Source organism: Brevundimonas denitrificans (assembly GCF_030160755.1).
Classification (GTDB): Bacteria; Pseudomonadota; Alphaproteobacteria; order Caulobacterales; family Caulobacteraceae; genus Brevundimonas; species Brevundimonas denitrificans.
On the sequence record NZ_BSOY01000032.1, the window covers coordinates 1 to 19,633 of the forward strand.

21 protein-coding genes are annotated in these 19,633 nt (G+C 68.5%); 8 read left to right on the top strand and 13 right to left on the bottom strand.

All coding sequences use genetic code 11. From position 1 onward, the window contains the following. The 7 genes from QQJ79_RS08380 to thiS form a co-directional block, all read right to left on the bottom strand. Nucleotides 1-196: hypothetical protein (locus QQJ79_RS08380; RefSeq protein WP_284222476.1), on the bottom strand; the 196-nt coding region annotated here is incomplete at its 3' end. Between the two features lie 224 nt (nucleotides 197-420). Then, on the bottom strand, nucleotides 421-1,065 hold the full coding sequence (locus QQJ79_RS08385) for a protein-L-isoaspartate(D-aspartate) O-methyltransferase (protein ID WP_284222477.1): 645 nt from the start codon (nucleotides 1,063-1,065) through the stop codon (nucleotides 421-423). Continuing rightward, nucleotides 1,062-1,853, bottom strand: coding sequence for a 5'/3'-nucleotidase SurE (gene surE, locus QQJ79_RS08390; protein WP_284222478.1), 792 nt, complete (start codon nucleotides 1,851-1,853; stop codon nucleotides 1,062-1,064). Before surE ends, QQJ79_RS08385 begins: the two co-directional genes overlap by 4 nt. Before the next feature lie 10 nt (nucleotides 1,854-1,863). Beyond that, nucleotides 1,864-2,247: a hypothetical protein gene (locus tag QQJ79_RS08395; protein WP_284222479.1), complete on the bottom strand. Its 384-nt coding sequence runs from the start codon at nucleotides 2,245-2,247 to the stop codon at nucleotides 1,864-1,866. Between the two features lie 22 nt (nucleotides 2,248-2,269). Next, nucleotides 2,270-3,574: a serine--tRNA ligase gene (serS, locus tag QQJ79_RS08400; RefSeq protein WP_284222480.1), complete on the bottom strand. Its 1,305-nt coding sequence runs from the start codon at nucleotides 3,572-3,574 to the stop codon at nucleotides 2,270-2,272. Between the two features lie 424 nt (nucleotides 3,575-3,998). Continuing rightward, nucleotides 3,999-4,778, bottom strand: coding sequence for a thiazole synthase (locus tag QQJ79_RS08405; RefSeq protein WP_284222481.1), 780 nt, complete (start codon nucleotides 4,776-4,778; stop codon nucleotides 3,999-4,001). 9 nt (nucleotides 4,779-4,787) lie between these two features. Then, nucleotides 4,788-4,985 carry a sulfur carrier protein ThiS gene (gene thiS / locus QQJ79_RS08410; RefSeq protein ID WP_284222482.1) on the bottom strand — a complete coding sequence of 66 codons (198 nt, stop codon included), beginning with the start codon at nucleotides 4,983-4,985 and terminating at the stop codon, nucleotides 4,788-4,790. A gap of 99 nt (nucleotides 4,986-5,084) precedes the next feature. Between thiS and QQJ79_RS08415 the strand changes: the two genes are divergently transcribed. From QQJ79_RS08415 to aat, 4 genes are read left to right on the top strand one after another with little or no spacing between them, the layout of a single operon-like run. Then, complete coding sequence (locus QQJ79_RS08415; RefSeq protein WP_284222483.1) at nucleotides 5,085-5,552, top strand: type II 3-dehydroquinate dehydratase; 468 nt, start codon at nucleotides 5,085-5,087, stop codon at nucleotides 5,550-5,552. A gap of 19 nt (nucleotides 5,553-5,571) precedes the next feature. Continuing rightward, nucleotides 5,572-6,084 carry an acetyl-CoA carboxylase biotin carboxyl carrier protein gene (gene accB / locus QQJ79_RS08420; RefSeq protein ID WP_284222484.1) on the top strand — a complete coding sequence of 171 codons (513 nt, stop codon included), beginning with the start codon at nucleotides 5,572-5,574 and terminating at the stop codon, nucleotides 6,082-6,084. Nucleotides 6,085-6,101: 17 nt separating this feature from the next. Further along, a complete protein-coding gene (gene accC / locus QQJ79_RS08425) occupies nucleotides 6,102-7,454 on the top strand; it encodes an acetyl-CoA carboxylase biotin carboxylase subunit (protein ID WP_284222485.1) in 1,353 nt (450 codons plus the stop codon). Then, entirely contained in the window at nucleotides 7,451-8,146 is a 696-nt protein-coding gene (aat, locus tag QQJ79_RS08430) for a leucyl/phenylalanyl-tRNA--protein transferase (protein ID WP_284222507.1), read from the top strand. Before accC ends, aat begins: the two co-directional genes overlap by 4 nt. Here the strand turns inward: aat and QQJ79_RS08435 are convergent. Together QQJ79_RS08435 and QQJ79_RS08440 are read right to left on the bottom strand one after the other, a co-directional pair. Beyond that, nucleotides 8,113-8,763 carry a DUF2155 domain-containing protein gene (locus tag QQJ79_RS08435; RefSeq protein ID WP_284222486.1) on the bottom strand — a complete coding sequence of 217 codons (651 nt, stop codon included), beginning with the start codon at nucleotides 8,761-8,763 and terminating at the stop codon, nucleotides 8,113-8,115. The genes aat and QQJ79_RS08435 overlap by 34 nt on opposite strands. Further along, complete coding sequence (locus tag QQJ79_RS08440) at nucleotides 8,760-9,152, bottom strand: NADH:ubiquinone oxidoreductase subunit NDUFA12 (protein WP_284222487.1); 393 nt, start codon at nucleotides 9,150-9,152, stop codon at nucleotides 8,760-8,762. The genes QQJ79_RS08435 and QQJ79_RS08440 overlap by 4 nt, the downstream gene beginning before the upstream one ends. A 207-nt stretch (nucleotides 9,153-9,359) precedes the next feature. On the opposite strand from QQJ79_RS08440, the gene QQJ79_RS08445 reads away from it, so the two are divergent. The 3 genes from QQJ79_RS08445 to QQJ79_RS08455 all read left to right on the top strand — a co-directional run bounded on the left by QQJ79_RS08445 (nucleotide 9,360) and on the right by QQJ79_RS08455 (nucleotide 13,311). Beyond that, a complete protein-coding gene (locus QQJ79_RS08445) occupies nucleotides 9,360-11,765 on the top strand; it encodes a TSCPD domain-containing protein (RefSeq protein WP_284222488.1) in 2,406 nt (801 codons plus the stop codon). A gap of 64 nt (nucleotides 11,766-11,829) precedes the next feature. Continuing rightward, nucleotides 11,830-12,321: a pentapeptide repeat-containing protein gene (locus QQJ79_RS08450; protein WP_284222489.1), complete on the top strand. Its 492-nt coding sequence runs from the start codon at nucleotides 11,830-11,832 to the stop codon at nucleotides 12,319-12,321. 63 nt (nucleotides 12,322-12,384) lie between these two features. Then, nucleotides 12,385-13,311 carry a pentapeptide repeat-containing protein gene (locus tag QQJ79_RS08455; RefSeq protein ID WP_284222490.1) on the top strand — a complete coding sequence of 309 codons (927 nt, stop codon included), beginning with the start codon at nucleotides 12,385-12,387 and terminating at the stop codon, nucleotides 13,309-13,311. 9 nt (nucleotides 13,312-13,320) lie between these two features. Here the strand turns inward: QQJ79_RS08455 and aspS are convergent, their stop codons facing one another. Then, on the bottom strand, nucleotides 13,321-15,102 hold the full coding sequence (aspS, locus tag QQJ79_RS08460; RefSeq protein ID WP_284222491.1) for an aspartate--tRNA ligase: 1,782 nt from the start codon (nucleotides 15,100-15,102) through the stop codon (nucleotides 13,321-13,323). A gap of 389 nt (nucleotides 15,103-15,491) precedes the next feature. On the opposite strand from aspS, the gene QQJ79_RS08465 reads away from it, so the two are divergent. Next, on the top strand, nucleotides 15,492-16,175 hold the full coding sequence (locus tag QQJ79_RS08465; RefSeq protein WP_284222492.1) for a P-loop NTPase family protein: 684 nt from the start codon (nucleotides 15,492-15,494) through the stop codon (nucleotides 16,173-16,175). Nucleotides 16,176-16,331: 156 nt separating this feature from the next. Here QQJ79_RS08465 and gatB read toward each other — a convergent pair whose 3' ends face one another. From gatB to gatC, 3 genes are read right to left on the bottom strand one after another with little or no spacing between them, the layout of a single operon-like run. Next, nucleotides 16,332-17,825 (bottom strand): Asp-tRNA(Asn)/Glu-tRNA(Gln) amidotransferase subunit GatB, encoded by a 1,494-nt coding sequence (gatB, locus tag QQJ79_RS08470; protein WP_284222493.1) that lies wholly within the window; start codon nucleotides 17,823-17,825, stop codon nucleotides 16,332-16,334. A gap of 2 nt (nucleotides 17,826-17,827) precedes the next feature. After that, entirely contained in the window at nucleotides 17,828-19,306 is a 1,479-nt protein-coding gene (gatA, locus tag QQJ79_RS08475; protein ID WP_284222494.1) for an Asp-tRNA(Asn)/Glu-tRNA(Gln) amidotransferase subunit GatA, read from the bottom strand. A gap of 1 nt (nucleotide 19,307) precedes the next feature. Beyond that, entirely contained in the window at nucleotides 19,308-19,595 is a 288-nt protein-coding gene (gene gatC / locus QQJ79_RS08480) for an Asp-tRNA(Asn)/Glu-tRNA(Gln) amidotransferase subunit GatC (RefSeq protein ID WP_284222495.1), read from the bottom strand. Between the last annotated feature and the right edge of the window lie 38 nt (nucleotides 19,596-19,633).

Below are 19,633 nucleotides of genomic sequence, written 5' to 3' on the forward strand. Positions count from 1 at the left end.
GGGCCGGATCGGTCGGACCGCGCACGCCCTCGCCGCTCGGGATCGGCGCGGCCGGATAGGCCGGGGTCCGCGACGGCGGCGGCGCGTCGCCGGCATGGATCGCATAGCGCGGCGCGTCCGGATAGCTGGCGCAGGCCGTCAGGGTCGCCGCTCCGGCCAGCACCGTCAGAGCCCTGATCGCGAATCGAATCGTCATGCCGTCTCCCGCCGCTCGGTCGCCGTCCCGTGTGCCCCGACCGTCGATTCAAGCCAACCCGTCAAAGGGCGCCAAAGTTGGGCGCGAAGGTTAACGGGGTGTGGGGCGTGGGGGCTGGGTTATGGGGTTTGGGGGTCAGAAGCGACGCGGAAGCAGAACGCCCAGGTCCCCGCTCTCAAACCTTTGTATGGCACCCCACACCCCAAGCCCCACACCCCAGATCCTCACCCCTCCTTCGCCGTCCCCTCGACCAGCGGCACGAACCGCACCTCGGCCAGGCTCTCGCGCTGGAAGCTGCCGTCCGGCTGGCCGACGTAGCGGTGCAGCCGCTGCACCGACGACCGCCCCACCGGACACACCAGAATGCCGCCCGGCTTCAGCTGGTGCAGCAGTTCGGTCGGCTCGCCGGGCGAGGCCGCCGTGACCATGATCCGGTCGAACGGCGCCTGTTCCGGCCAGCCCAGACCGCCGTCGCCGTGGCGGGTGATCACATTGTCGATCTTCAGCGCCTTCAGCCGCGCCTCGGCCTCGTTCAGCAGGCTGCGGTACCGCTCGATCGAATAGACATAGCGCGCCAGCCGGCTCAGCACCGCGGCCTGGTAGCCGCTGCCCGTGCCGATCTCCAGCACCCGGTGGCGCGGCTGCACGTCCAGCGCCTGGGTCATCAGGCCGACGATATAGGGCTGGGAAATCGTCTGGGCGCAGTCGATCGGCAGGGCCTGGTCTTCCCACGCCTGGTCGAGGAATTTCTCGTGCACGAACACCGCGCGATCGATCGATTCCATCGCCGCCAGCACGCGCGCGTCCATCACTCCCTGCTGGCGAAGGCCCAGGATCAGCCGTCCGGCGCGGTCGTCGTTCAGCTTCATACGGCCACGACCGATTTCGGCGGCGCCCCGCCCAGCACGCCCTTCAGGTCGTGGATGCTCGGCGCATGGGTCAGGTCGATGTGCAGCGGCGTGACCGAGATCTTGCCCTCGTCCATGGCCCGCAGGTCGGTGCCGGCCGGATGGTCGTGCTTCGTCCCGCGGAAGCTCATCCAGTAGTAGTCGCGCCCGCGCAGGTCGGTGCGCTTGACCGCATGCATCTCGCCGATGTCGCGGAAGCCCTGGCGCGTCACCTCGACCTCGGTCACATCCTCCGGCGCGCGGTTGGGAAAGTTCAGGTTCATCACCACCCCATCCTGCCACGGCTGGGCCAGCAGGCGTGAGATGATCGCCGGGGCGAAGGCCTCCGCCGTCTCCCAGTGGGCCACCACATCGTCGTGGAACCGCTCCAGCGACTGGCTCAGGGCGATCGAGCGGATGCCGAACGCCATCCCCTGCAAGGCCCCCGCCACCGTCCCCGAATAGGAGCAGTCCTCGCCGACATTATGCCCGCGATTGACCCCCGACAGCACCAGATCGGGCCGCTCCGGCATCAGGTCGTTGACCGCCAGCACGACGCAGTCGGTCGGCGTCCCGGTCACGGCGAACCGCTTCTCTGAAACCTGATTGACCCGCAGCGGCTCGGTCAGGGTGATCCCCCGCCCCTTGCCCGACTGCTCGACCTGCGGCGCGCAGACCCAGACGTCGTCCGACAGGGTGCGGGCGATGCGTTCAAGGGTTTCAAGGCCTTCCGCGTCGATCCCGTCGTCGTTTGTGAGGAGAATCCGCATGCGGCTCCGATCAGTTCGCCGGCCGGATGTCATCGGCGAGAATGACGAAGCCGCCGCCGCAGTCGTTGCGGATCACGGACCCGGCGTGTTCGATCCGGCCGTTGGCCGCCTGGCTCCAGGCGGCGGTCCGGCCGGTGATGGTCACCTTGGCGCCGTTCAGGTCGCCCATCGCCTGCCGCATCTCGTCGCGGGAGGCGGCGCCGGAGACGCACGGGCGCGAGAACGGCTGCAACACCTGGTCCTCGTCGCCGTACAGCTGGAACTCCCCGTTCGCGAACCGCAGCCAGCCGGTGAAGGCCGTGTCGCCGGCGGCGTGGACATAGGTGTTGGACGACGGGCCCACGGCGCAGGCCGTCAGGGCCAGGGCGGCGGTTGCGGTCAGAACGGCTTTCATCGGTCTACTCCTCATGCTCCGCTCAACCCACGTGGGTCATGCCCTTCGGCATATAGGGAACCAGCGCCTCCGGAACCCGGATGCGCCCGTCCGCCTCCTGATAGTTCTCCATCACCGCGACCAGAGTGCGACCGACCGCCAGACCCGAACCGTTCAGCGTGTGCACGAACTCGGTCTTCTTCTCCCCGGCCCGCTTGAACCGCGCATCCATCCGCCGGGCCTGGAAGTCCCCGCAGTTGGAGCAGGAGCTGATCTCGCGATACGTCCCCTGCGACGGCAGCCAGACTTCAAGGTCAAAGGTCTTGCGCGCCCCGAAGCCCATGTCGCCCTTGCACAGCAGCAGTCGCCGGTACGGCAGTTCCAGCTTCTGCAGGATCGCCTCAGCGCAGGCCGTCATGCGCTCGTGCTCGGCGTCACTGTCCTCTGGGCGGGTGATCGAGACGAGCTCAACCTTGTAGAACTGATGCTGTCGGATCAGGCCGCGCGTGTCCCGGCCTGCCGAGCCGGCCTCGGCCCGGAAACAGGCCGTGAGCGCCGTCATCCGGATCGGGGACTGCAGGTCGCTCTCGGACAGCAGTTGTCCCATCACCGTCGCCGTCAGGGACACCTCCGCGGTCGGGATCAGCCAACGCCCATCCGTGGTGCGAAACAGGTCGTCCGCGAATTTCGGCAGCTTGTCAGTGCCATAGGCCGCCGCGTCGTTGACGAGCAGCGGCGGATTGACCTCCTGATAGCCGTGCTCGGTCGTCTGCACGTCCAGCATGAATTGGCCGATGGCCCGTTCCAGCCGCGCCAGCCCGCCCTTCAGCACAGCGAATCGGGCCCCCGACATCCGCGCCGCCGCCTCGAAGTCCAGCAGCCCCAGCGCCTCGCCCAGATCAGCGTGATCCTTGGCCGGTCCGCCCCCCTCAGATTCAGAAAGGCGCGGCTCGCCCCAGCGCGAAACCTCGACGTTGCCCGCCTCATCCTCGCCGTCCGGCACATCGTCCGCCGCAAGGTTCTTCTGCGCCGCCAGCAGGTCGCGCAGCGCCTTGCCGACCCGCGCCTCCTCGGCCTCCGCCGCCGCGATCTCGCCCTTCAGGCTCTCGACCTCGCCCTTCAGCCGCTCGGCCTCGGCCAGGTCCTTCTTCCCCATCGCGGCCCCGATCAGCTTGGAGCTCTCATTGCGCCGCGCCAGCGCCGTCTGGCCGGCCGTCTGCGCCGCCCGCAGCGCCGTATCCAGCGTCAGGATTTCATCCACCAGCGCCTGCGCGTCCGCCACCCCGCGCGACGACCAGCCGCTGACGAAGGCGGCGGGATTGTCTCGAATGGCGCGGATGTCGTGCATGGTCGGTCTCGTCGGGAGGATGGGATGCTCTAACCGACTCCCTCTCCCAATGGGAGAGGGCTTGAGCGCACGAGCGCGAAGCGGTCGTCCTTGCGCTCAAGGGTGAGGGTCGACCTGCCCCGGGGCGGCTTCGCCGCTTTGCCACCCGACCCTCATCCGGCCCTCCGGGCCACCTTCTCCCGCCGGGAGACGGACATCTGAACCCACGTCCGATTCTGACGCACCGGCGCGCGATGTTGCCGGCCCGATCTTTGACAATCGAACTCACGCAACACCCCCCGCACGCAGCGAACGCTTCGGACGCTTCGGACGCTTCGGACGGTGTTTTTCCCGCCGATCGCCGCTGCTCTGGACTCTTTGGACCGCGTTTTTCGGACCCGGAGAGCCTGACTTTGGACTCTCTGGACTCTTTGGACCCTGTTTTTCAGATCAGCCCGGCCATCGGCGAGCTCGCGCTGGCATACATCCGCCGCGGCATCCGTCCGGCCAGATAGCCCTGCCGTCCGGCGATGACCGCATGCTTCATGGCCGAGGCCATCAGGATCGGGTCCTTCGCCCCCGCGATGGCCGTGTTCATCAGCACGGCGTCGCAGCCCAGCTCCATGGCCAGGGTCGCGTCCGACGGCGTGCCCACCCCCGCGTCGACCAGAACGGGCACGGTCGCCTGTTCGATGATCAGCCGGATGTTGACCCGGTTCTGGATGCCCAGGCCCGAGCCGATCGGCGCCGCCGCCGGCATGATGGCCGCGGCCCCCGCCTCTTCCAGCCGCTTCGCCATCACCACATCGTCGGTGCAATAGACCATGACCTGGAAGCCGTCCTTGATCAGCAGCTCCAGCGCCCGCAGCGTCTCGATCATGTCCGGATACAGGTGCGCCGTGTCCGACAGCACCTCCAGCTTGACCAGATCCCAGCCGCCCGCCTCGCGCGCCAGCCGCAGCGTCCGCACCGCGTCCTCGCCGGTGAAACAGCCCGCCGTATTGGGCAGGAAGGTGAACCGGTCCGGCTTCACATAGTCGACCAGCATGGGCTGGTCCGGATCCGTCAGGTTCACCCGCCGCACCGCCACGGTGACGATCTCCGCCCCCGCCGCCTCGGCCGCCTCGGCGTTCTCCTGATAGGTCTTGTACTTGCCGGTGCCGACGATCAGCCGGCTGGAGAAGGTCCGTCCGGCGACGGTCCAGGTGTCTGTGGGTGCGGTCATGGCGGGTGTTTAGCCGCCCCCCACGAACTGCACCAGCTCCACCCGATCCCCCTCGGCCAGCGCCGTCGAGGCGTGCAGCGACCGGGGCACGATCTCCAGATTGCGCTCCACCGCCACCTTGCGCACATCGAGACCGAGTTCCTCCACAAGGGCGAGAATCGTCGCGGCTTCAACCTCGCGATGTTCCCCGTTGACCTGGATGCGCATGCCCTTACGTCACTCTTTCACGCGTCCGGTTTGATAACCGCCACGCCTCAGCTAAAAGGCCGGTCCGATTCCGGTCGGACCGTCTTATCCGCGAGCGCAATGCCCGACACCCCCGTCCTCTACGTCCTGAATGGCCCGAACCTCAACCTTCTGGGGGTGCGCGAGCCCGACATCTATGGGCGTGAGACCCTCGCCGACGTCCAGGCCCTGTGCGAGCGCGCCGCCGAAGGCGCCGCCGTGGTCTTCCGCCAGACCAACTACGAGGGCGAACTGATCGATTGGGTCCAGGAGGCCCGCGAGACCGCCTCCGCCCTGGTCATCAACCCCGCCGGTTACGGCCACACCTCCGTGGCCCTGCTGGATGCTCTCAAGACGCTGACGATACCGATCGTCGAATGCCATCTGTCCAACCCGGCGGCGCGCGAGCGCTTCCGGCATCGCTCCTATGTTTCGCCGGCCGCCGCCGGCGTGGTTTCGGGCTTCGGCCCATTCAGCTACGAACTGGCCGTCACGGCCGCTCTGCGGCTGGTGCAGGAACGCCGCGCCGCCGCCGACCGTTCGGTTTAGAAGGTAACAAGAGGCTCCCATGGCCGAATCGAAATCGCCCGCCCCCAAGCTCAAGAACGAAGCCGAGATCGACACCTCCCTGGTGCGGTCGCTGGCCGACATCCTCAATGACACCGACCTGACCGAGATCGAGGTCGAGCGCGGCGAACTGCGCATCCGCGTCGCCCGTGAAGTGACCATGGCCGCGCCGGTCCACTACGCCGCCGCCCCGGCTCCCGCCGCGCACGCGGCCCCGGCCGCGGCCCCGGCGCCCGCCTCCATGCCGTCCGACCCGGCCACCATCGTGGCCAAGGCCGGTGAAGAGGTGAAGTCGCCGATGGTCGGCACCGTCTATCTGCAGGCTTCGCCGGAAGCCCCGCCCTTCATCGCCGTGGGCGACAAGGTCAAGAAGGGCCAGACCCTGCTGATCGTCGAGGCGATGAAGACGATGAACCCGATCCAGGCTCCGCGTGACGGCGTGGTGGTCGAGGTGCTGGTCGGCGACGCCCAGCCGGTTGAGTTCGGCGAGCCTCTCGTCCTGCTCGAGGCCTAGGCCCCAGGGATCTGAATATGTTCACCAAGGTCCTCATCGCCAACCGCGGCGAAATCGCCCTGCGGATCCACCGCGCCTGCAAGGAGATGGGCATCTCCACCGTCGCCGTGCACTCCGAAGCGGACCGCGGCGCCATGTGGGTGCGGCTGGCCGACGAAAGCGTCTGCATCGGCCCCGCCCCGGCCGCCAAAAGCTATCTGAACATCCCCTCGATCATCGCCGCGGCCGAGATCACCGGCGCCCAGGCCATCCACCCCGGCTACGGCTTCCTGTCCGAAAACGCCCGCTTCGCCGAGATCGTCGAGGCCCACGGCATGACCTTCATCGGGCCAAGACCCGAGCACATCCGGGTCATGGGCGACAAGATCACCGCCAAACAGACCGTGCTGGAGGCCGGCATCCCCTGCGTGCCCGGTTCGGCCGGCGAGGTTGAGACCATCGAGGACGCCATCGCGGCCTCGAAGACCATCGGCTTCCCCCTGATCGTCAAGGCCGCCGCCGGCGGCGGCGGGCGCGGCATGAAGGTCGCCCTGACCGCCGATGATCTGGTCGAGGCCGTCCAGACCGCCCAGTCCGAGGCCACAGCCGCCTTCGGCAACGGCGCCGTCTATATGGAGCGCTACCTCCAGAAGCCGCGCCACATCGAGCTGCAGGTCATCGCCGACAGCCACGGCAATGTGGTCCACCTCGGCGAGCGCGACTGCTCCCTGCAGCGCCGTCACCAGAAGGTGCTGGAAGAGGCCCCCTCGCCCGCCCTGTCGGCGGCCGAACGGGTCGCCATCGGCGAGACGGTCAACAAGGCCATCGCCGCCATCGGCTACCTCGGCGTCGGCACCATCGAATTCCTCTGGGAAGACGGCGAGTTCTTCTTCATCGAGATGAACACCCGGCTGCAGGTCGAGCATCCCGTTACGGAAATGATCACGGGCGTTGATCTGGTGCGTGAGCAGATCCGCATCGCCGCCGGCCTGCCGCTGTCGTTCACCCAGGCTGACGTGAGCTTCACCGGCCATGCCATCGAGTGCCGGATCAACGCCGAGAACGCCGAGACCTTCACCCCCTCGCCCGGCACCATCACCGACTTCCACGCCCCCGGCGGCCTGGGCGTGCGGCTGGATAGCGCCATCTACGCCGGGTATTCGATCCCGCCCTATTACGACAGCCTGATCGGCAAGCTGATCGTGCACGGCCGCGACCGTGAGGAGTGCATCGCCCGCCTCAAGCGCAGCCTGAACGAGATGGTCGTCGGCGGCATCGACACCACCATCCCCCTGTTCCAGAAGCTGCTGCAGGAGCCCGACATCCTGTCCGGCGACTATGACATCCACTGGCTGGAGAACTGGGCCAAACGCCAGAAGGGCGAGGCCTGAGCGACCCGGGCTTCAGCGCCAGCGGCCCGTTCGGCGGCTTCGGCCCCGACGAACTGCTGAACTGCTACGCCACCGGCGTCTTCCCCATGGGCGAGGCCCGCGACGACCCGCGCATCTTTCTGGTCGAACCGGAACAGCGCGGCCTCATCCCGCTGGATCGCTTCCACGTCCCGACCCGCCTGAAGCGCACGGTCCGGACGACGGCCCTTGAGGTCCGGGTCGACACCGCCTTCGACGCCGTGCTGGACGCCTGCGCCGCCTCCGGTCCGGGCCGTGACGACAGCTGGATCAACGCCCCGATCCGCCGTCTCTATGTCGAGCTGAACGCCCGTGGCCACGCCCACAGCATCGAATGCTGGCGCGACGAAACCCTCGTCGGCGGCCTGTACGGCGTTACGCTCGGCGGGGCCTTCTTCGGCGAGAGCATGTTCAGCCGCGAACGCGACGCCTCGAAGATCGCCCTGGTGCATCTGGTCGCCCGGCTGAAGCGCGGCGGCTGGCGGTTGCTCGACACCCAGTTCCTGACCGGCCACCTCAGCCAGTTCGGCGCGGTCGAGACGCCCCAGGCGGCCTATCTCAAACTGCTGAGAGCGGCTCGTCTGCTGAGGCCGAACACGCGTTCGCTGTTCGATCCGATGACGGGATCAGAGGCGCTGTTCTACGCCCTGCAGCCGACGATCCAGGCGTCATAGATCGGATGCTGCAGCCCGCTGATGGCGGGCGAGGACGCGAACATCCAGCCGCGGAAGATCTGCCGCGGTTCACTGACCTGGATGACGCCCCGCGGCTGCAGGCTGACTTCCAGATAGGCGACGGCGTCGGACACCTGTTCATCAGGGGCGGAGACCTCGCAGGCCCGTGCGGTGAAGATCAGCGTCCGCTGGAACCGGACCGGGCGACCGCCGACCTCGACCTCGAACCGCATCGATTCGGCGGTGATCTTGTCGATGGCTTCGACGATGGCCACGCGGCGACGCTGGCGACGGGCGGGAGCGGCCGGCGTTTCAACCCGTTTCGCCGGCGCCGCTTCGGCCTTCTCCGGCTCGTCTTCCTTCTCTTCCGCCTCGGCGACCACGATCGGCGGCGTGACCGGGGTCACGGCGATCGGAGCGGCCGGCGCCGGAGCGGCTTCCGGTGCAGGCTCAATCGGTGGTGTCTGGGCAGGCGTCTGGCGGTTCAGGGAGGCCGTGGGGTCCTGGATCGGCACCGCGTCCTGCGGCAGGTCATTGATGGCCGAGGCCAGAACCCCGCCGGACGCCAGCAGCGCCGCCGCGGTCACGCCCGCCAGTATCGACCCCCGCAAGGTCATTCCGGGCGCCAGGCTTCGTAGTCGCCGGTCGCGGGCGGCCGCACGCCATCGGCGGCCAGCGAGCCTTTCGGCCGCCAGGCCATCGGAGTCCCGGTCAGGTTGGGCAGGTGGTCTTCTTCCCAGGCCCTGCGCGGCAGGGGCTGGTCGGTCGGCAGTTCGTCAAAAGTGTAATGCAGCCAGCCATGCCAGTCCGGCGGCACCTTCGAGGCGTCGGCATAGCCATTGTAGGTCACCCAACGGCGACGGCGGCCGTCATAGCTCGAGCTGTCGCGGGACAGGTAATAGCGGTTGCCGAACTCGTCGGTCCCCACATGTTCGCCGCGCTTGGCGATGGTGAAGAAGGTGCCGATGGTGGCGCCGCTGGTCCAGCCGAAGATCCTGCCTAGCACGTCGGAAAATCCACTCACGCTCGGTCGCCCGACGGGGGCCGGAGACACTCATCACATCATAGAAAGCGGCGAGGCCTGCGTCCAGCACCGCGCGCGCGCCTTCCACCTCAACATCTTGGGGGTAACCACTCGCGGACACGCCAGATTTATTGCCGCAACACCCGGTGCGCCGCTAGTCTGGCCGAAAGGCCACGTCGAGTCCGCCGCATGCGCTTTCCCTTCGTCTCCCTCGCCGCCGCGATGCAGCGTCCCATCCGCGAGATCGAACGCGCGGACCGGATCGTCGCCGTGCGCGCGCCCGAGGGCTGGACCGACGTTCAGGTCGAGGCCTGGCTGGACTGGGTTGACGCCGAAGGCGTGGCGGCGGACAGCGACGACCCCCTGGCGGAAGGGGCGGTCGCCTGGGGCCGACGACTGAGCCCGGACACGGCAGGCGCGCTGGCGGCCACCATGCTGCTGGGGCTCGCCACGCCGGCCCGGACATCGGGAGTCGCCGTTGGTCTGATCGATCTGTCCGAGCCCGATGCGGCGCGTCGGCTGAAGGCGGAGTCGGCTCTGCGCCGGGGCGAACGTCTGGCCGCCCGCGCCGTCGAAGCCGTAGCCACGGCGCTGGAAAGGGTGGCTGATGCGGTGACCCGCTGCGAGGGGCCGCGCGCCGACTGCGCCGACCCCCGGAGAAATCCTGCCCTGGCCCGGGCGGCGCTCGCCGCGCGTCGGGCCGGAGCCGCCGACGCCGACATCGTACGCGCCATGCAGGGCGAGTGCTTTGAAGTCGCTCCTTTGCCTGCCGCGCAGTCCCCGCCCCGTCTGGCGCTCGCGGACCGGGCCATGGTCGCCTCCGGCGCGCCGGAAGCCCTGGCGGCGGCCGAGGCCGCCGTGGACGGCGATCTGATCCTGACCTTCGACCCGGACACCGCCGAGGCCCTGTCGGAGGCCAGGGAGGCGCCGGCGGTCCTCCTGTCCCTGCCCGCGCTGGAGCAGATCGCCGGAACAGGGTTCGAGGCCGCGCTCCGGGATCTCGTTCAGCTCTGGACGACGGCTCCCACGACCGGCGGCGCCAAGGTCGTAGCCTGCGGACTCGGCGGGCTGGCCGACCTCGTGCTCAACAGCGCCTCCCCCGCCGACGTTTCCCGCGCGGACCAACTGGCCGACCTCGTGCGTACGGCGGCAGGCGGGGCTGCGACCGCTTTCTTCGTCGATGATCCGGAGGCCGGCCTTCGGCTGGGCCTGTCGCCACTCTCGGCCGCCGAGACCTGGCAGACCGCGGACGGCGGCGTGGAGCGACGCCTGCGCCCCTCGTTGGCCGCCGCAATCATGCGGCACGGCGGCGACGTCGACGCCGCGGAACGCCGCCTGTTCGGTCGCCGGACCCTCGTCGATGCCCCGGATATCGACCATATGGCCTTGCGGGCGAAGGGCTTTACGGATGTGGAGCTTGAGGGGCTGGAACAGGCCCTCGCACACGTCGAGAGCCTGAACGATGTCTTCCGGCCGCCGGTGCTGGACGCCGGCTTCTTGCGCGACGTGCTGGGCTTCGACGGCGCCGCGGGCGATTTGCTGCAGCAACTCGGCTTCTCCGTCGAGGATGTCGCCCTGGCTGAGGCGTGGGCCTTTGGCCATGGCGATCTGGCGGGCTGGGACGGCGCTCCTGCGATCCTCAAGCCCGTCCTGTCCAATCCCGCCGCCTTCGAAGCCGCGCTCCGCGCCGGGCTGGAAGCCGCAAGCGCCATCCCCGACACAGCCCCGGCGACGATCGACTGGCGTACGACGCCGGCGCAGGCCGCGCGTCTGCTGGCGGACGCTGCGCGCGACGGGCGTCGCGCCGTGCGGCTGAAGCGGGCCGCGCCGCCCGCCGGTGCGCTGCTCGATCTGGTCGAGCCCGAACCGGCGGCGCGGCCACGCCGCTGGGAGCCGGAAGCCCGGGCAGTCGAACGGGTCGTGGAGAAGGTCGTCGAGCGTGACCGCACCCGCCGCAAACTGCCCGATCGCCGCAAGGGCTATATCCAGAAGGCCGCCGTCGGCGGGCACAAGGTCTATATCCACACCGGGGAATATGAGGACGGCGAACTCGGCGAGATATTCATCGACATGCACAAGGAAGGCGCCGCCTTCCGCTCGCTGATGAACAATTTCGCCATCGCGATCTCGATCGGGCTCCAGTACGGCGTGCCGCTGGAAGAGTTCGTCGACGCCTTCATCTTCACGCGGTTCGAGCCGGCCGGCGGGGTCACGGGCAATGACTCGATCAGGTCCGCGACCTCGATCCTCGACTATATCTTCCGCGAACTGGGCGTCTCCTATCTGGACCGCCATGAACTGGCCAATGCGGAACCCGACCCGCTCAACAGCAACGGCCTGGGGACGCTGGAGGGCGAAGGCGGCGCGCCGGAGGCCGTGCCGGCCGCGCGGTTCATCTCCAAGGGCTTCGCCCGCGGCGCGGCCCCCGACAATCTGGTCGTCCTGCCCTTCGGCCAGAAGCGCGAGACGCCGGTCACGTCCCCTGCGCCCACCGAGGCCGTGGCCTGTCCGGCCTGCGGCGATTTCTCGTTGCAGCAGCGCGGCGCGGGATGGATCTGCGACACTTGCGGGGCAGCGCCGTCGATGCAGGGTTGATCAACGATTTGGCGCCATGATGTCTCACGTCGAGCCAAGCCCGACGCCGAGACCGGAGCCCGCCATGAAGCCGATCCTGACCGCAGCCGCCGTCGCCGCCCTGGTCGCCGTCGCCCTGCCCGCTGCCGCCCAGAATGCGGGTCAGATCGCCCGGGTGCGCGCCGGCGGGAGTTGCGCCGGCTGCAACCTGTTCCAGGCCGCCCTGTCGGGACTGGAGGCGCGCGGCCTCAACCTGTCCCGGGCGAGGCTGCGTCAGGCTGATCTGAGCCTGGTCGTCATAAACCGGACCCGCTTCGCCAACGCGGACTTGCGCGATGTCGAGGCCTATGGCGGCGTCTTCTCGGGCTCGAACTTCTCGGGCGCCAATATGACCAACGCCAGCTTCGTGGGGGCCTATCTGGACGGCGCGGCCTTCTCGGGCGCGACCCTGAGCGGGGTCAATTTCTCGGGGGCGTCGATGCGACGCGCAACGGGCCTGACCCAGGCCCGTCTGAACCAGGCCTGCGGTGACGAGGCGACCCAACTGCCTGGCGGCCTGTCCATTCCCCGCTGCTAGTCGGCCCCGGACCTTACGGCGAATTAAGTAGGGTTTGCCGATGTTTGAAGTCATGAAAGGGGCGTGAAACAGATCGCTTCCCCCCTGTTCCGTCGCGTCTCGACCGCTGGCCTCGCGCTCAGCGCGGCGATAGCGGCCCTCGCCGCGGCCGGCTCGGCCAGCGCCGAGATCCAGTTCCAGTTCCAGTACCAGGATCGTGACGTCGCCCGGATGGTGTCGTTGGGCGGGACCTGCAACCGCTGCGAACTGTCCGGCCGGGACCTGACAGGCGCGGCCTTCACCGGCGCTGTATTCACCAACGCGACCCTGGTCGGCGCCAATCTGCGGGGCGCGGAACTGGTCGGCTCGAACTTCTCGGGCAGCGACTTCAGCCGCGCCGACCTGTCCGGCGCGGAGATGGTCGGGGCGGATTTCACCGGCGCCAATTTCTCCGGAGCGGACCTGTCCGGCGCCGAGGCCATGGGCGCGACGCTGGTGCGGGTGCGTCTGGCGGGCGCTGACCTGACGGGCGCGGCGCTGAACGGCGCCAATATGAACGGCGCGGTCATGACCGGCGCGGACCTGAGCACGGCGGAGCTGAATGCGGCCACCCTGGCCAACGTCAACGCCCGTTCGGCGAACTTCTCCGAGGCGGAGATCGCCATGTCGAACCTGTCGAACGGCGACTTCCGCTCCGCCGACTTCAGCGACGCGACCCTGAACGGCGCCCGCCTGACCGGCGGCCGGTTCGGCGGCGCCGATTTCGACGGCGCCTCGATGAATCGCACCGACATCCGGGGCGCGGACCTGTCAGGTGCACAAGGACTGACGCAAACCCAGGTCAGCAGGGCGTGCGGCGACGCCAACACCCGCCTGCCGGGCAGCCTCAGCACGCGGGTGTGCCGGGGCGTCAGCGGGGTGCGCGTTGTGGCGCCCCGTCCGCCAGCCCCGCCCGCGCCGCCGGTTCCGCCGCGTTCGCGGAACCTGGTGGTGGCCAGCACCGACCGCTGACTTCCGCCGTCAGGTCTTGAGCGGCAAGGCTGCACGGATGTGCAGCTCCTTGTACTGACGCTCGGCCGCGTCCGACGGCGCGCTCATCAACAGATCCTGGCCCTGCTGGTTCAGCGGGAAGGCGATGACCTCGCGGATGGCCGTCTGGTTGGCCAGCAGCATGACGATGCGGTCGATGCCGGGGGCGAGGCCGCCGTGCGGAGGCGCGCCGTAGCGGAAGGCGTTCAGCATGCCGCCGAACTGGTCTTCGACCACCGAGGCGTCGTAGCCGGCGATCTCGAAGGCCTTGAGCATGATCTCGGCCTTGTGGTTCCGGATCGCGCCGGAGCACAGCTCATAGCCGTTGCAGACGATGTCATACTGGTAGGCGAGGATGTCGAGCGGGTCCTTCGTCGTGAGGGCCTCCATCTCGCCCTGCGGCATCGAGAAGGGGTTGTGCGAGAAGTCGACCTTCTTCTCTTCCTCGCTCCACTCGAACATCGGGAAGTCGACGATCCAGCAGAATTTGAACTCGTCGTCCGAGATCAGGTTGAGGTCCTGGCCCAGCTTGGTGCGGGCGTTTCCGGCGAATTTGTAGAAGACGGACGGGTCGCCGGCGGCGAAGAAGGCGGCGTCGCCCTTGCCCATGGCCAGGGACTTCATCAGGGCGTCGGTCGCCTCGGCGCCGAGGTTCTTGGCGATCGGGCCGCCCCAGGCGCCCTGGTCCTCGGACCAGAAGATGTAGCCGAGGCCCGGCTGGCCCTCGCCCTGGGCCCAGCTGTTCATCCGGTCGCAGAAGGCGCGCGAGCCGCCGGTCGGGGCCGGAATGGCCCAGACGGCGTTCTTCGCGTCACCGGCGAGGATCTTGTTGAACAGGCCGAAACCGCCGTCGCGGAAATGGTCCGAGACGTCCTGCATCTCGATCGGGTTGCGCAGGTCCGGCTTGTCGGTGCCGAACAGGCTGATGCTCTCCCGGTAGGGGATGCGGACGAAGGGATAGGGGTCGACCGTCTTGCCGTCGGCGAACTCCTCGAACACGCCATGCATGACGGGCTCGATGGCGGCGAAGACGTCCTCCTGGGTGACGAAGCTCATCTCGACGTCGAGCTGGTAGAATTCCAGCGAACGGTCGGCGCGCAGGTCCTCGTCGCGGAAGCACGGCGCGATCTGGAAATAGCGGTCGAAGCCCGAGACCATGAGCAGCTGTTTGAACTGCTGCGGGGCCTGCGGCAGGGCGTAGAATTTGCCCGGATGCAGACGGGACGGCACCAGGAAATCGCGCGCGCCTTCAGGCGAAGAGGCCGTCAGGATCGGCGTCTGGTACTCGAGGAAGCCCTGGCCGACCATGCGCTGGCGGATCGAGGAGATCACCTTCGAGCGCAGGACGATGTTCTTGTGCAGGGTCTCGCGGCGCAGATCGAGGTAGCGGTGCTTGAGGCGGATGTCCTCGGGGTATTCGGGCTCGCCGAAGACCGGCAGCGGCAGTTCGGCGGCCTCGGACAGGACCTCGACGCCGGTGACGCGCAGTTCGATCTCGCCGGTCGGCAGGTTGGGGTTCACCACCGAGGCCTCGCGGGCCACGACCTCGCCGTCGACGCGGATGACGCTCTCGGCGCGCAGGCGTTCGACAGCCTCGAAGCCCGGCGTCTCCGGGTGCAGCACCAGCTGGGTCAGGCCGTAGTGGTCGCGCAGGTCGATGAACAGCAGGCCGCCGTGGTCGCGCTTGCGGTGCACCCAGCCGGACAGGCGGACATTGGCGCCGGCATCGGTCAAACGGAGGGCGCCGCAGGTGTGGGAGCGGTAGGCGTGCATGGTCGGTTCGTCTTGGATTACAGGCCGCGAGGGGCGCAATTCGGGAGGCCGGAAGGGCGCATCATCGCCCCGGAAAGTCAAGGTTTGCGGGCCTGACAGGGGTCAAAAGGCGCCAGCCGCCGTAAAATCCCGAAAAGCTGTCTTGTCGATACATTGGCCCCCTTCCCCGCGCTGTCGGTCGACCGAGGCTAGCCCAACCCTGCGTCAGGAACGGACGCAGGCGGGATTCGGGCGGCGCCAGGCGCGACGCCTGGGTCGGGAATGCCGGATTTGGGGTCGGGAAGGCGCAGATGATCGGGGGTGGGAAGACAGTCCGCGCGTCCACAGGCGCGCAAGCTTGTCCACGGGCGGGCGAGCCGTCCCGTTCCGCGTCTGCTATGAGGGGCTCAATGACCGCCCGCCCCTCGCCCGCCGACCAGATGCGACTGCCGCTGCAGAGCGACCTGCCCGATGGGGCGGAGGGCTTTGTCGTGTCCGACTGCAACCGGGCGGCGGTCGAGGCGCTGGGCGACTGGCCGAACCTGATCGGCGGGGCCATGGCCATCTGCGGCCCGGCGGGCTGCGGCAAGAGCCGGCTGGCCCAGATCTGGGCCGAGCGGGTCGGGGCGGTGGCCCTGCACGGGGCCGAGGCGGCGCTGATCGATCCGCTGGAGCTGGAGGGTCGCCCCCTGTTGCTGGACCGGGCCCGGGACGTCGACGACGAGACCCTCTTCCACCTGATCAACCTGGCCCAGGCCCCGGGGGGCGCCCTGCTGCTGGTGGCGCGGTCGGCGCCGTCGAGCTGGGACGTCGCCCTGCCCGACCTGCGCTCGCGGCTGGACGCCGTCATCAGCATACCGATGGAGGCCCCCGACGACGCCGTCCTGACCGCCATGCTGGAGGCCCGGTTCGCGGAACGGGGCATCCGGCCGCAGAAGGACGTCATCCCCTATCTGCTGCGGAGGATCGACCGTTCGGCGGCGGCGGCGGCGGACGTGGTCGAGCGGCTGGACGCGATGCACCGGCCGGTGACAAGGGCGCTGGCGCGGGAGGTTGTGGAGGGGGCTGAAGAGAGCGGGGAGCTGTTTGAGTGACGCCGCGTGTCTCCTCCCTGTCGCGAAGCGATGGGGAGGTGGCGCGGCGCGGCTTCGCGCCGTGACGGAGGGGTAGAACGGCGGCGCGGCCTCTCCTCCACCATCCTTCGCCTTCGGCTTCGGCCGGTCCCCCTCCCCACTGCGTGGGGAGGAGACTCAGAGCCCCAGCTTCGCCTTCAGGATGTCATTGACCGCGGCCGGGTTGGCCTTGCCGCCGGTGGCCTTCATCACCTGGCCGACGAACCAGCCGAGGGACTGGGGCTTTTCGGCGACGCCGGCGGCCTTGTCGGGGTTGGCGGCGATGATCTCGTCGATGGCCTTTTCGATCGCGCCGGTGTCGGTGACCTGCTTCAGGCCGTGCTTCTCGACCACCTCGGCCGGGCTGCCTTCGCCGGACCAGACCAGGTCAAAGACTTGCTTGGCGATCTTCGAGGAGATGACATTGGTCTCGATCAGCTCGACCAGCTGGGCGACGTGGGCGGCCGGCAGCGGGTTCTCGCTGAAGTCCTTGCCGTCGGCGGCCAGACGGGCGGAGACCTCATTGGTCACCCAGTTGGACACCAGTTTGGCGTCGCGACCCTTGGCGGCCGCTTCGAAATAGTCGGCCTTGGCCTGTTCCGAGATCAGCACCACGGCGTCGTATTGCGACAGGCCGTAGTCGGCCATCAGCCGGCGGCGTTTGGCGTCGGGCAGTTCGGGCAGGCTGGCCTTGATGTCGTCGATCCACGCCTGTTCCAGCTCGAGCGGCAGCAGGTCAGGATCGGGGAAGTAGCGATAGTCCATCGCCTCTTCCTTGGAGCGCATCGAACGGGTCTCGCCGGCCGTCGGGTCGTAAAGGCGGGTCTCCTGATCGATCTTGCCGCCGTCCTCGAGAATCTCGATCTGGCGCCGGGCCTCGTAGTTGATGGCCTGGGAGATGAAGCGGAACGAGTTGACGTTCTTGATCTCGCAGCGCGTGCCCAGATGGCTGAAGTCGCCGGTCGCCTTGTATTTGGCGTACTGGCCCTCGCGGCAGACCGAGACGTTGACGTCGGCGCGCAGATTGCCCTTCTCCATGTCGCCGTCGCAGGTGCCGAGGTAGATCAGAATGGTTCTGATCTTCTTGACATAAGCCACGGCTTCTTCGGGAGAACGGATGTCCGGACGCGACACGATCTCCATCAGGGCGGTGCCGGCGCGGTTCAGGTCGACGTAGGATTCGGTCGGCGACAGGTCGTGGATCAGCTTGCCCGCGTCCTGTTCCAGATGCAGGCGTTCGATGCCGACGTTGAAGAAGGAGCCGTCCTCGGCCTCCACCTCGACGACACCCTCGCCGACGATGGGGAAGTAGAGCTGGCTGATCTGATAGCCGGTGGGCAGGTCGGGGTAGAAATAGTTCTTCCGGTCGAACTGGCTGCGCCGGTTGATCTGCGCATTGAGGCCGAGACCGGTGCGGACGGCCTGTTCGACACAGTATTTGTTCAGGGTTGGCAGCATGCCCGGGAAGCCGGCGTCGACCAGCGACACCTGCTCGTTCGGGCCGGCGCCGAAGCCGACGGCGGCGCCCGAGAACAGCTTGGCCTTCGACGCCACCTGGGCGTGGATCTCCAGCCCCATGACGATTTCCCACGGGCCGGTGCGGCCCTGGATGAGTTTGGTGTTGTCGGTCATGCTCACCACCATTTCTCCGGCTTCGCCACAAACCCCGCCGCATCTTCCAGCGCGCTGGCGACCTGGAACACCGTCGCCTCGTCCAGCGCCTTGCCGATGACCTGGAGGCCGAGGGGCAGGCCGCCCTTGTCGAGGCCGGCGGGGACGGAGATGCCCGGCAGGCCGGCGAGGTTGGCGGTGACGGTGAAGATGTCGTTCAGATACATCTGCAGCGGGTCGATCTGCTTGTCGCCCAAGGCAAACGCGGCCGAAGGGGTGGACGGGGTGACGATGGCGTCGACCTTGTCCCAGACGGCGTCGAAATCCATGGCGATGCGGCGGCGGACCTTGAGCGCGCGGACGTAGTAGGCGTCGTAGAAGCCGGCTGAGAGGACATAGGCCCCGATGGTCAGGCGGCGCTGGACCTCCTTGCCGAAGCCCTCGGCGCGGCTGGTCTCGTAGAGGTCGGTCAGGGACGTCGTCCCCTCGGCGCGGTGGCCGAAACGCATGCCGTCGTAGCGGGCGAGGTTGGACGAGGCCTCGGCCGGGGCGATGATGTAATAGGCCGGCAGGGCGTATTTGGTGTGCGGCAGGCTGATAGGCACGATCTCGCAGCCCGCGGCCTTGAGCCATTCGATGCCCTGATCCCACAGCGCCTGGATCTCGGCAGGCATGCCGTCGACGACGTATTCCTTCGGCACGCCGATGCGCAGGCCCTTGACCGACTTGCCGAGGGATTGGGTCCAGTCGGGCGTCTCTACATCGAGGCTGGTCGCGTCCTTCGCATCATACGAGCACATCGAGCGCAGCAGGATGGCGGCGTCCTCGACGGTCTTCGTGATCGGGCCGGCCTGGTCCAGCGAGCTGGCGAAGGCGACCATGCCGAAGCGGCTGGCGCGGCCATAGGTGGGCTTCATGCCGACCGTGCCGGTGAAGGCGGCGGGCTGGCGGATCGAGCCGCCGGTGTCCGAGGCGGTGGCGGCCAGGCAGAGGTCGCCGGCCACAGCCGAGGCCGAGCCGCCGGAGCTGCCGCCCGGAGTCAGGTCGGCGTTGGAGGCGCTGGACTTCCATGGGTTGACGACCGGACCGAAGGCGCTGGTTTCGTTGGACGAGCCCATGGCGAACTCGTCCATGTTGAGCTTGCCCAGCATGACCGCCCCGTCGCGCCACAGGTTGGCGGTGACGGTGGACTCATACGGCGGGACGAAGCCGCGCAGCATGTTGGAGCCGGCCGTGGTCTGGACGCCGTCGGTGCAGAACAGGTCCTTGATGCCCAGCGGCGCGCCTTCGAGGGCGCGGCCCTCCCCCTTCGCCAGCCGGGCGTCGGAGGCGCGGGCCATGGCGAGGGCCTTGTCCGTGGTCTGGACGACGAAGGCGTTCAGGCGCGGGTTGGCGGCGTCGATATTGGCGACGAAGGCGCGGGTGATCTCTTCCGAGGAGAAGTCGCGGGCCTTGAGGCCGTCGAGGGCGGCCCTGAGGGTGAGTTGGGTTAGATCAGACATCCTACTCGACCACCTTGGGCACGACGAAGAAGCCGTCGGCGGAGCGCGGGGCGTTGCCGAGCACGTCGGCGACCTTGTTTCCGTCGGTGACGACGTCGTCGCGCAGGCGCATGGGCTGGGCGACATTGGAGGTCATGGGCTCGACGCCCGTGACGTCGACCTCATTGAGCTGTTCGATCCAGGCGAGGATGCCGTTCAGCTCCGCGGCGAGCGGCTCGAGCCGGTCTTCCGGGGTCTTGATGCGGGCGAGGTGCGCCACGCGGCGCACGGTCGCGGCGTCGATGGCCATGCGGCCCTCCAAATGCGAAACCAGAACGGGCGGGATTA

Bases quoted from the DNA above. Each gene is read 5' to 3' on its own strand.
- QQJ79_RS08385 (WP_284222477.1), bottom strand. From the start codon at position 1,065: ATGAAGCTGAACGACGACCGCGCCGGACGGCTGATCCTGGGCCTTCGC.
- surE (WP_284222478.1), bottom strand. From the start codon at position 1,853: ATGCGGATTCTCCTCACAAACGACGACGGGATCGACGCGGAAGGCCTT.
- QQJ79_RS08395 (WP_284222479.1), bottom strand. From the start codon at position 2,247: ATGAAAGCCGTTCTGACCGCAACCGCCGCCCTGGCCCTGACGGCCTGC.
- serS (WP_284222480.1), bottom strand. From the start codon at position 3,574: ATGCACGACATCCGCGCCATTCGAGACAATCCCGCCGCCTTCGTCAGC.
- QQJ79_RS08405 (WP_284222481.1), bottom strand. From the start codon at position 4,778: ATGACCGCACCCACAGACACCTGGACCGTCGCCGGACGGACCTTCTCC.
- thiS (WP_284222482.1), bottom strand. From the start codon at position 4,985: ATGCGCATCCAGGTCAACGGGGAACATCGCGAGGTTGAAGCCGCGACG.
- QQJ79_RS08415 (WP_284222483.1), top strand. From the start codon at position 5,085: ATGCCCGACACCCCCGTCCTCTACGTCCTGAATGGCCCGAACCTCAAC.
- accB (WP_284222484.1), top strand. From the start codon at position 5,572: ATGGCCGAATCGAAATCGCCCGCCCCCAAGCTCAAGAACGAAGCCGAG.
- accC (WP_284222485.1), top strand. From the start codon at position 6,102: ATGTTCACCAAGGTCCTCATCGCCAACCGCGGCGAAATCGCCCTGCGG.
- QQJ79_RS08435 (WP_284222486.1), bottom strand. From the start codon at position 8,763: ATGACCTTGCGGGGGTCGATACTGGCGGGCGTGACCGCGGCGGCGCTG.
- QQJ79_RS08445 (WP_284222488.1), top strand. From the start codon at position 9,360: ATGCGCTTTCCCTTCGTCTCCCTCGCCGCCGCGATGCAGCGTCCCATC.
- QQJ79_RS08450 (WP_284222489.1), top strand. From the start codon at position 11,830: ATGAAGCCGATCCTGACCGCAGCCGCCGTCGCCGCCCTGGTCGCCGTC.
- aspS (WP_284222491.1), bottom strand. From the start codon at position 15,102: ATGCACGCCTACCGCTCCCACACCTGCGGCGCCCTCCGTTTGACCGAT.
- QQJ79_RS08465 (WP_284222492.1), top strand. From the start codon at position 15,492: ATGACCGCCCGCCCCTCGCCCGCCGACCAGATGCGACTGCCGCTGCAG.
- gatB (WP_284222493.1), bottom strand. From the start codon at position 17,825: ATGACCGACAACACCAAACTCATCCAGGGCCGCACCGGCCCGTGGGAA.
- gatA (WP_284222494.1), bottom strand. From the start codon at position 19,306: ATGTCTGATCTAACCCAACTCACCCTCAGGGCCGCCCTCGACGGCCTC.
- gatC (WP_284222495.1), bottom strand. From the start codon at position 19,595: ATGGCCATCGACGCCGCGACCGTGCGCCGCGTGGCGCACCTCGCCCGC.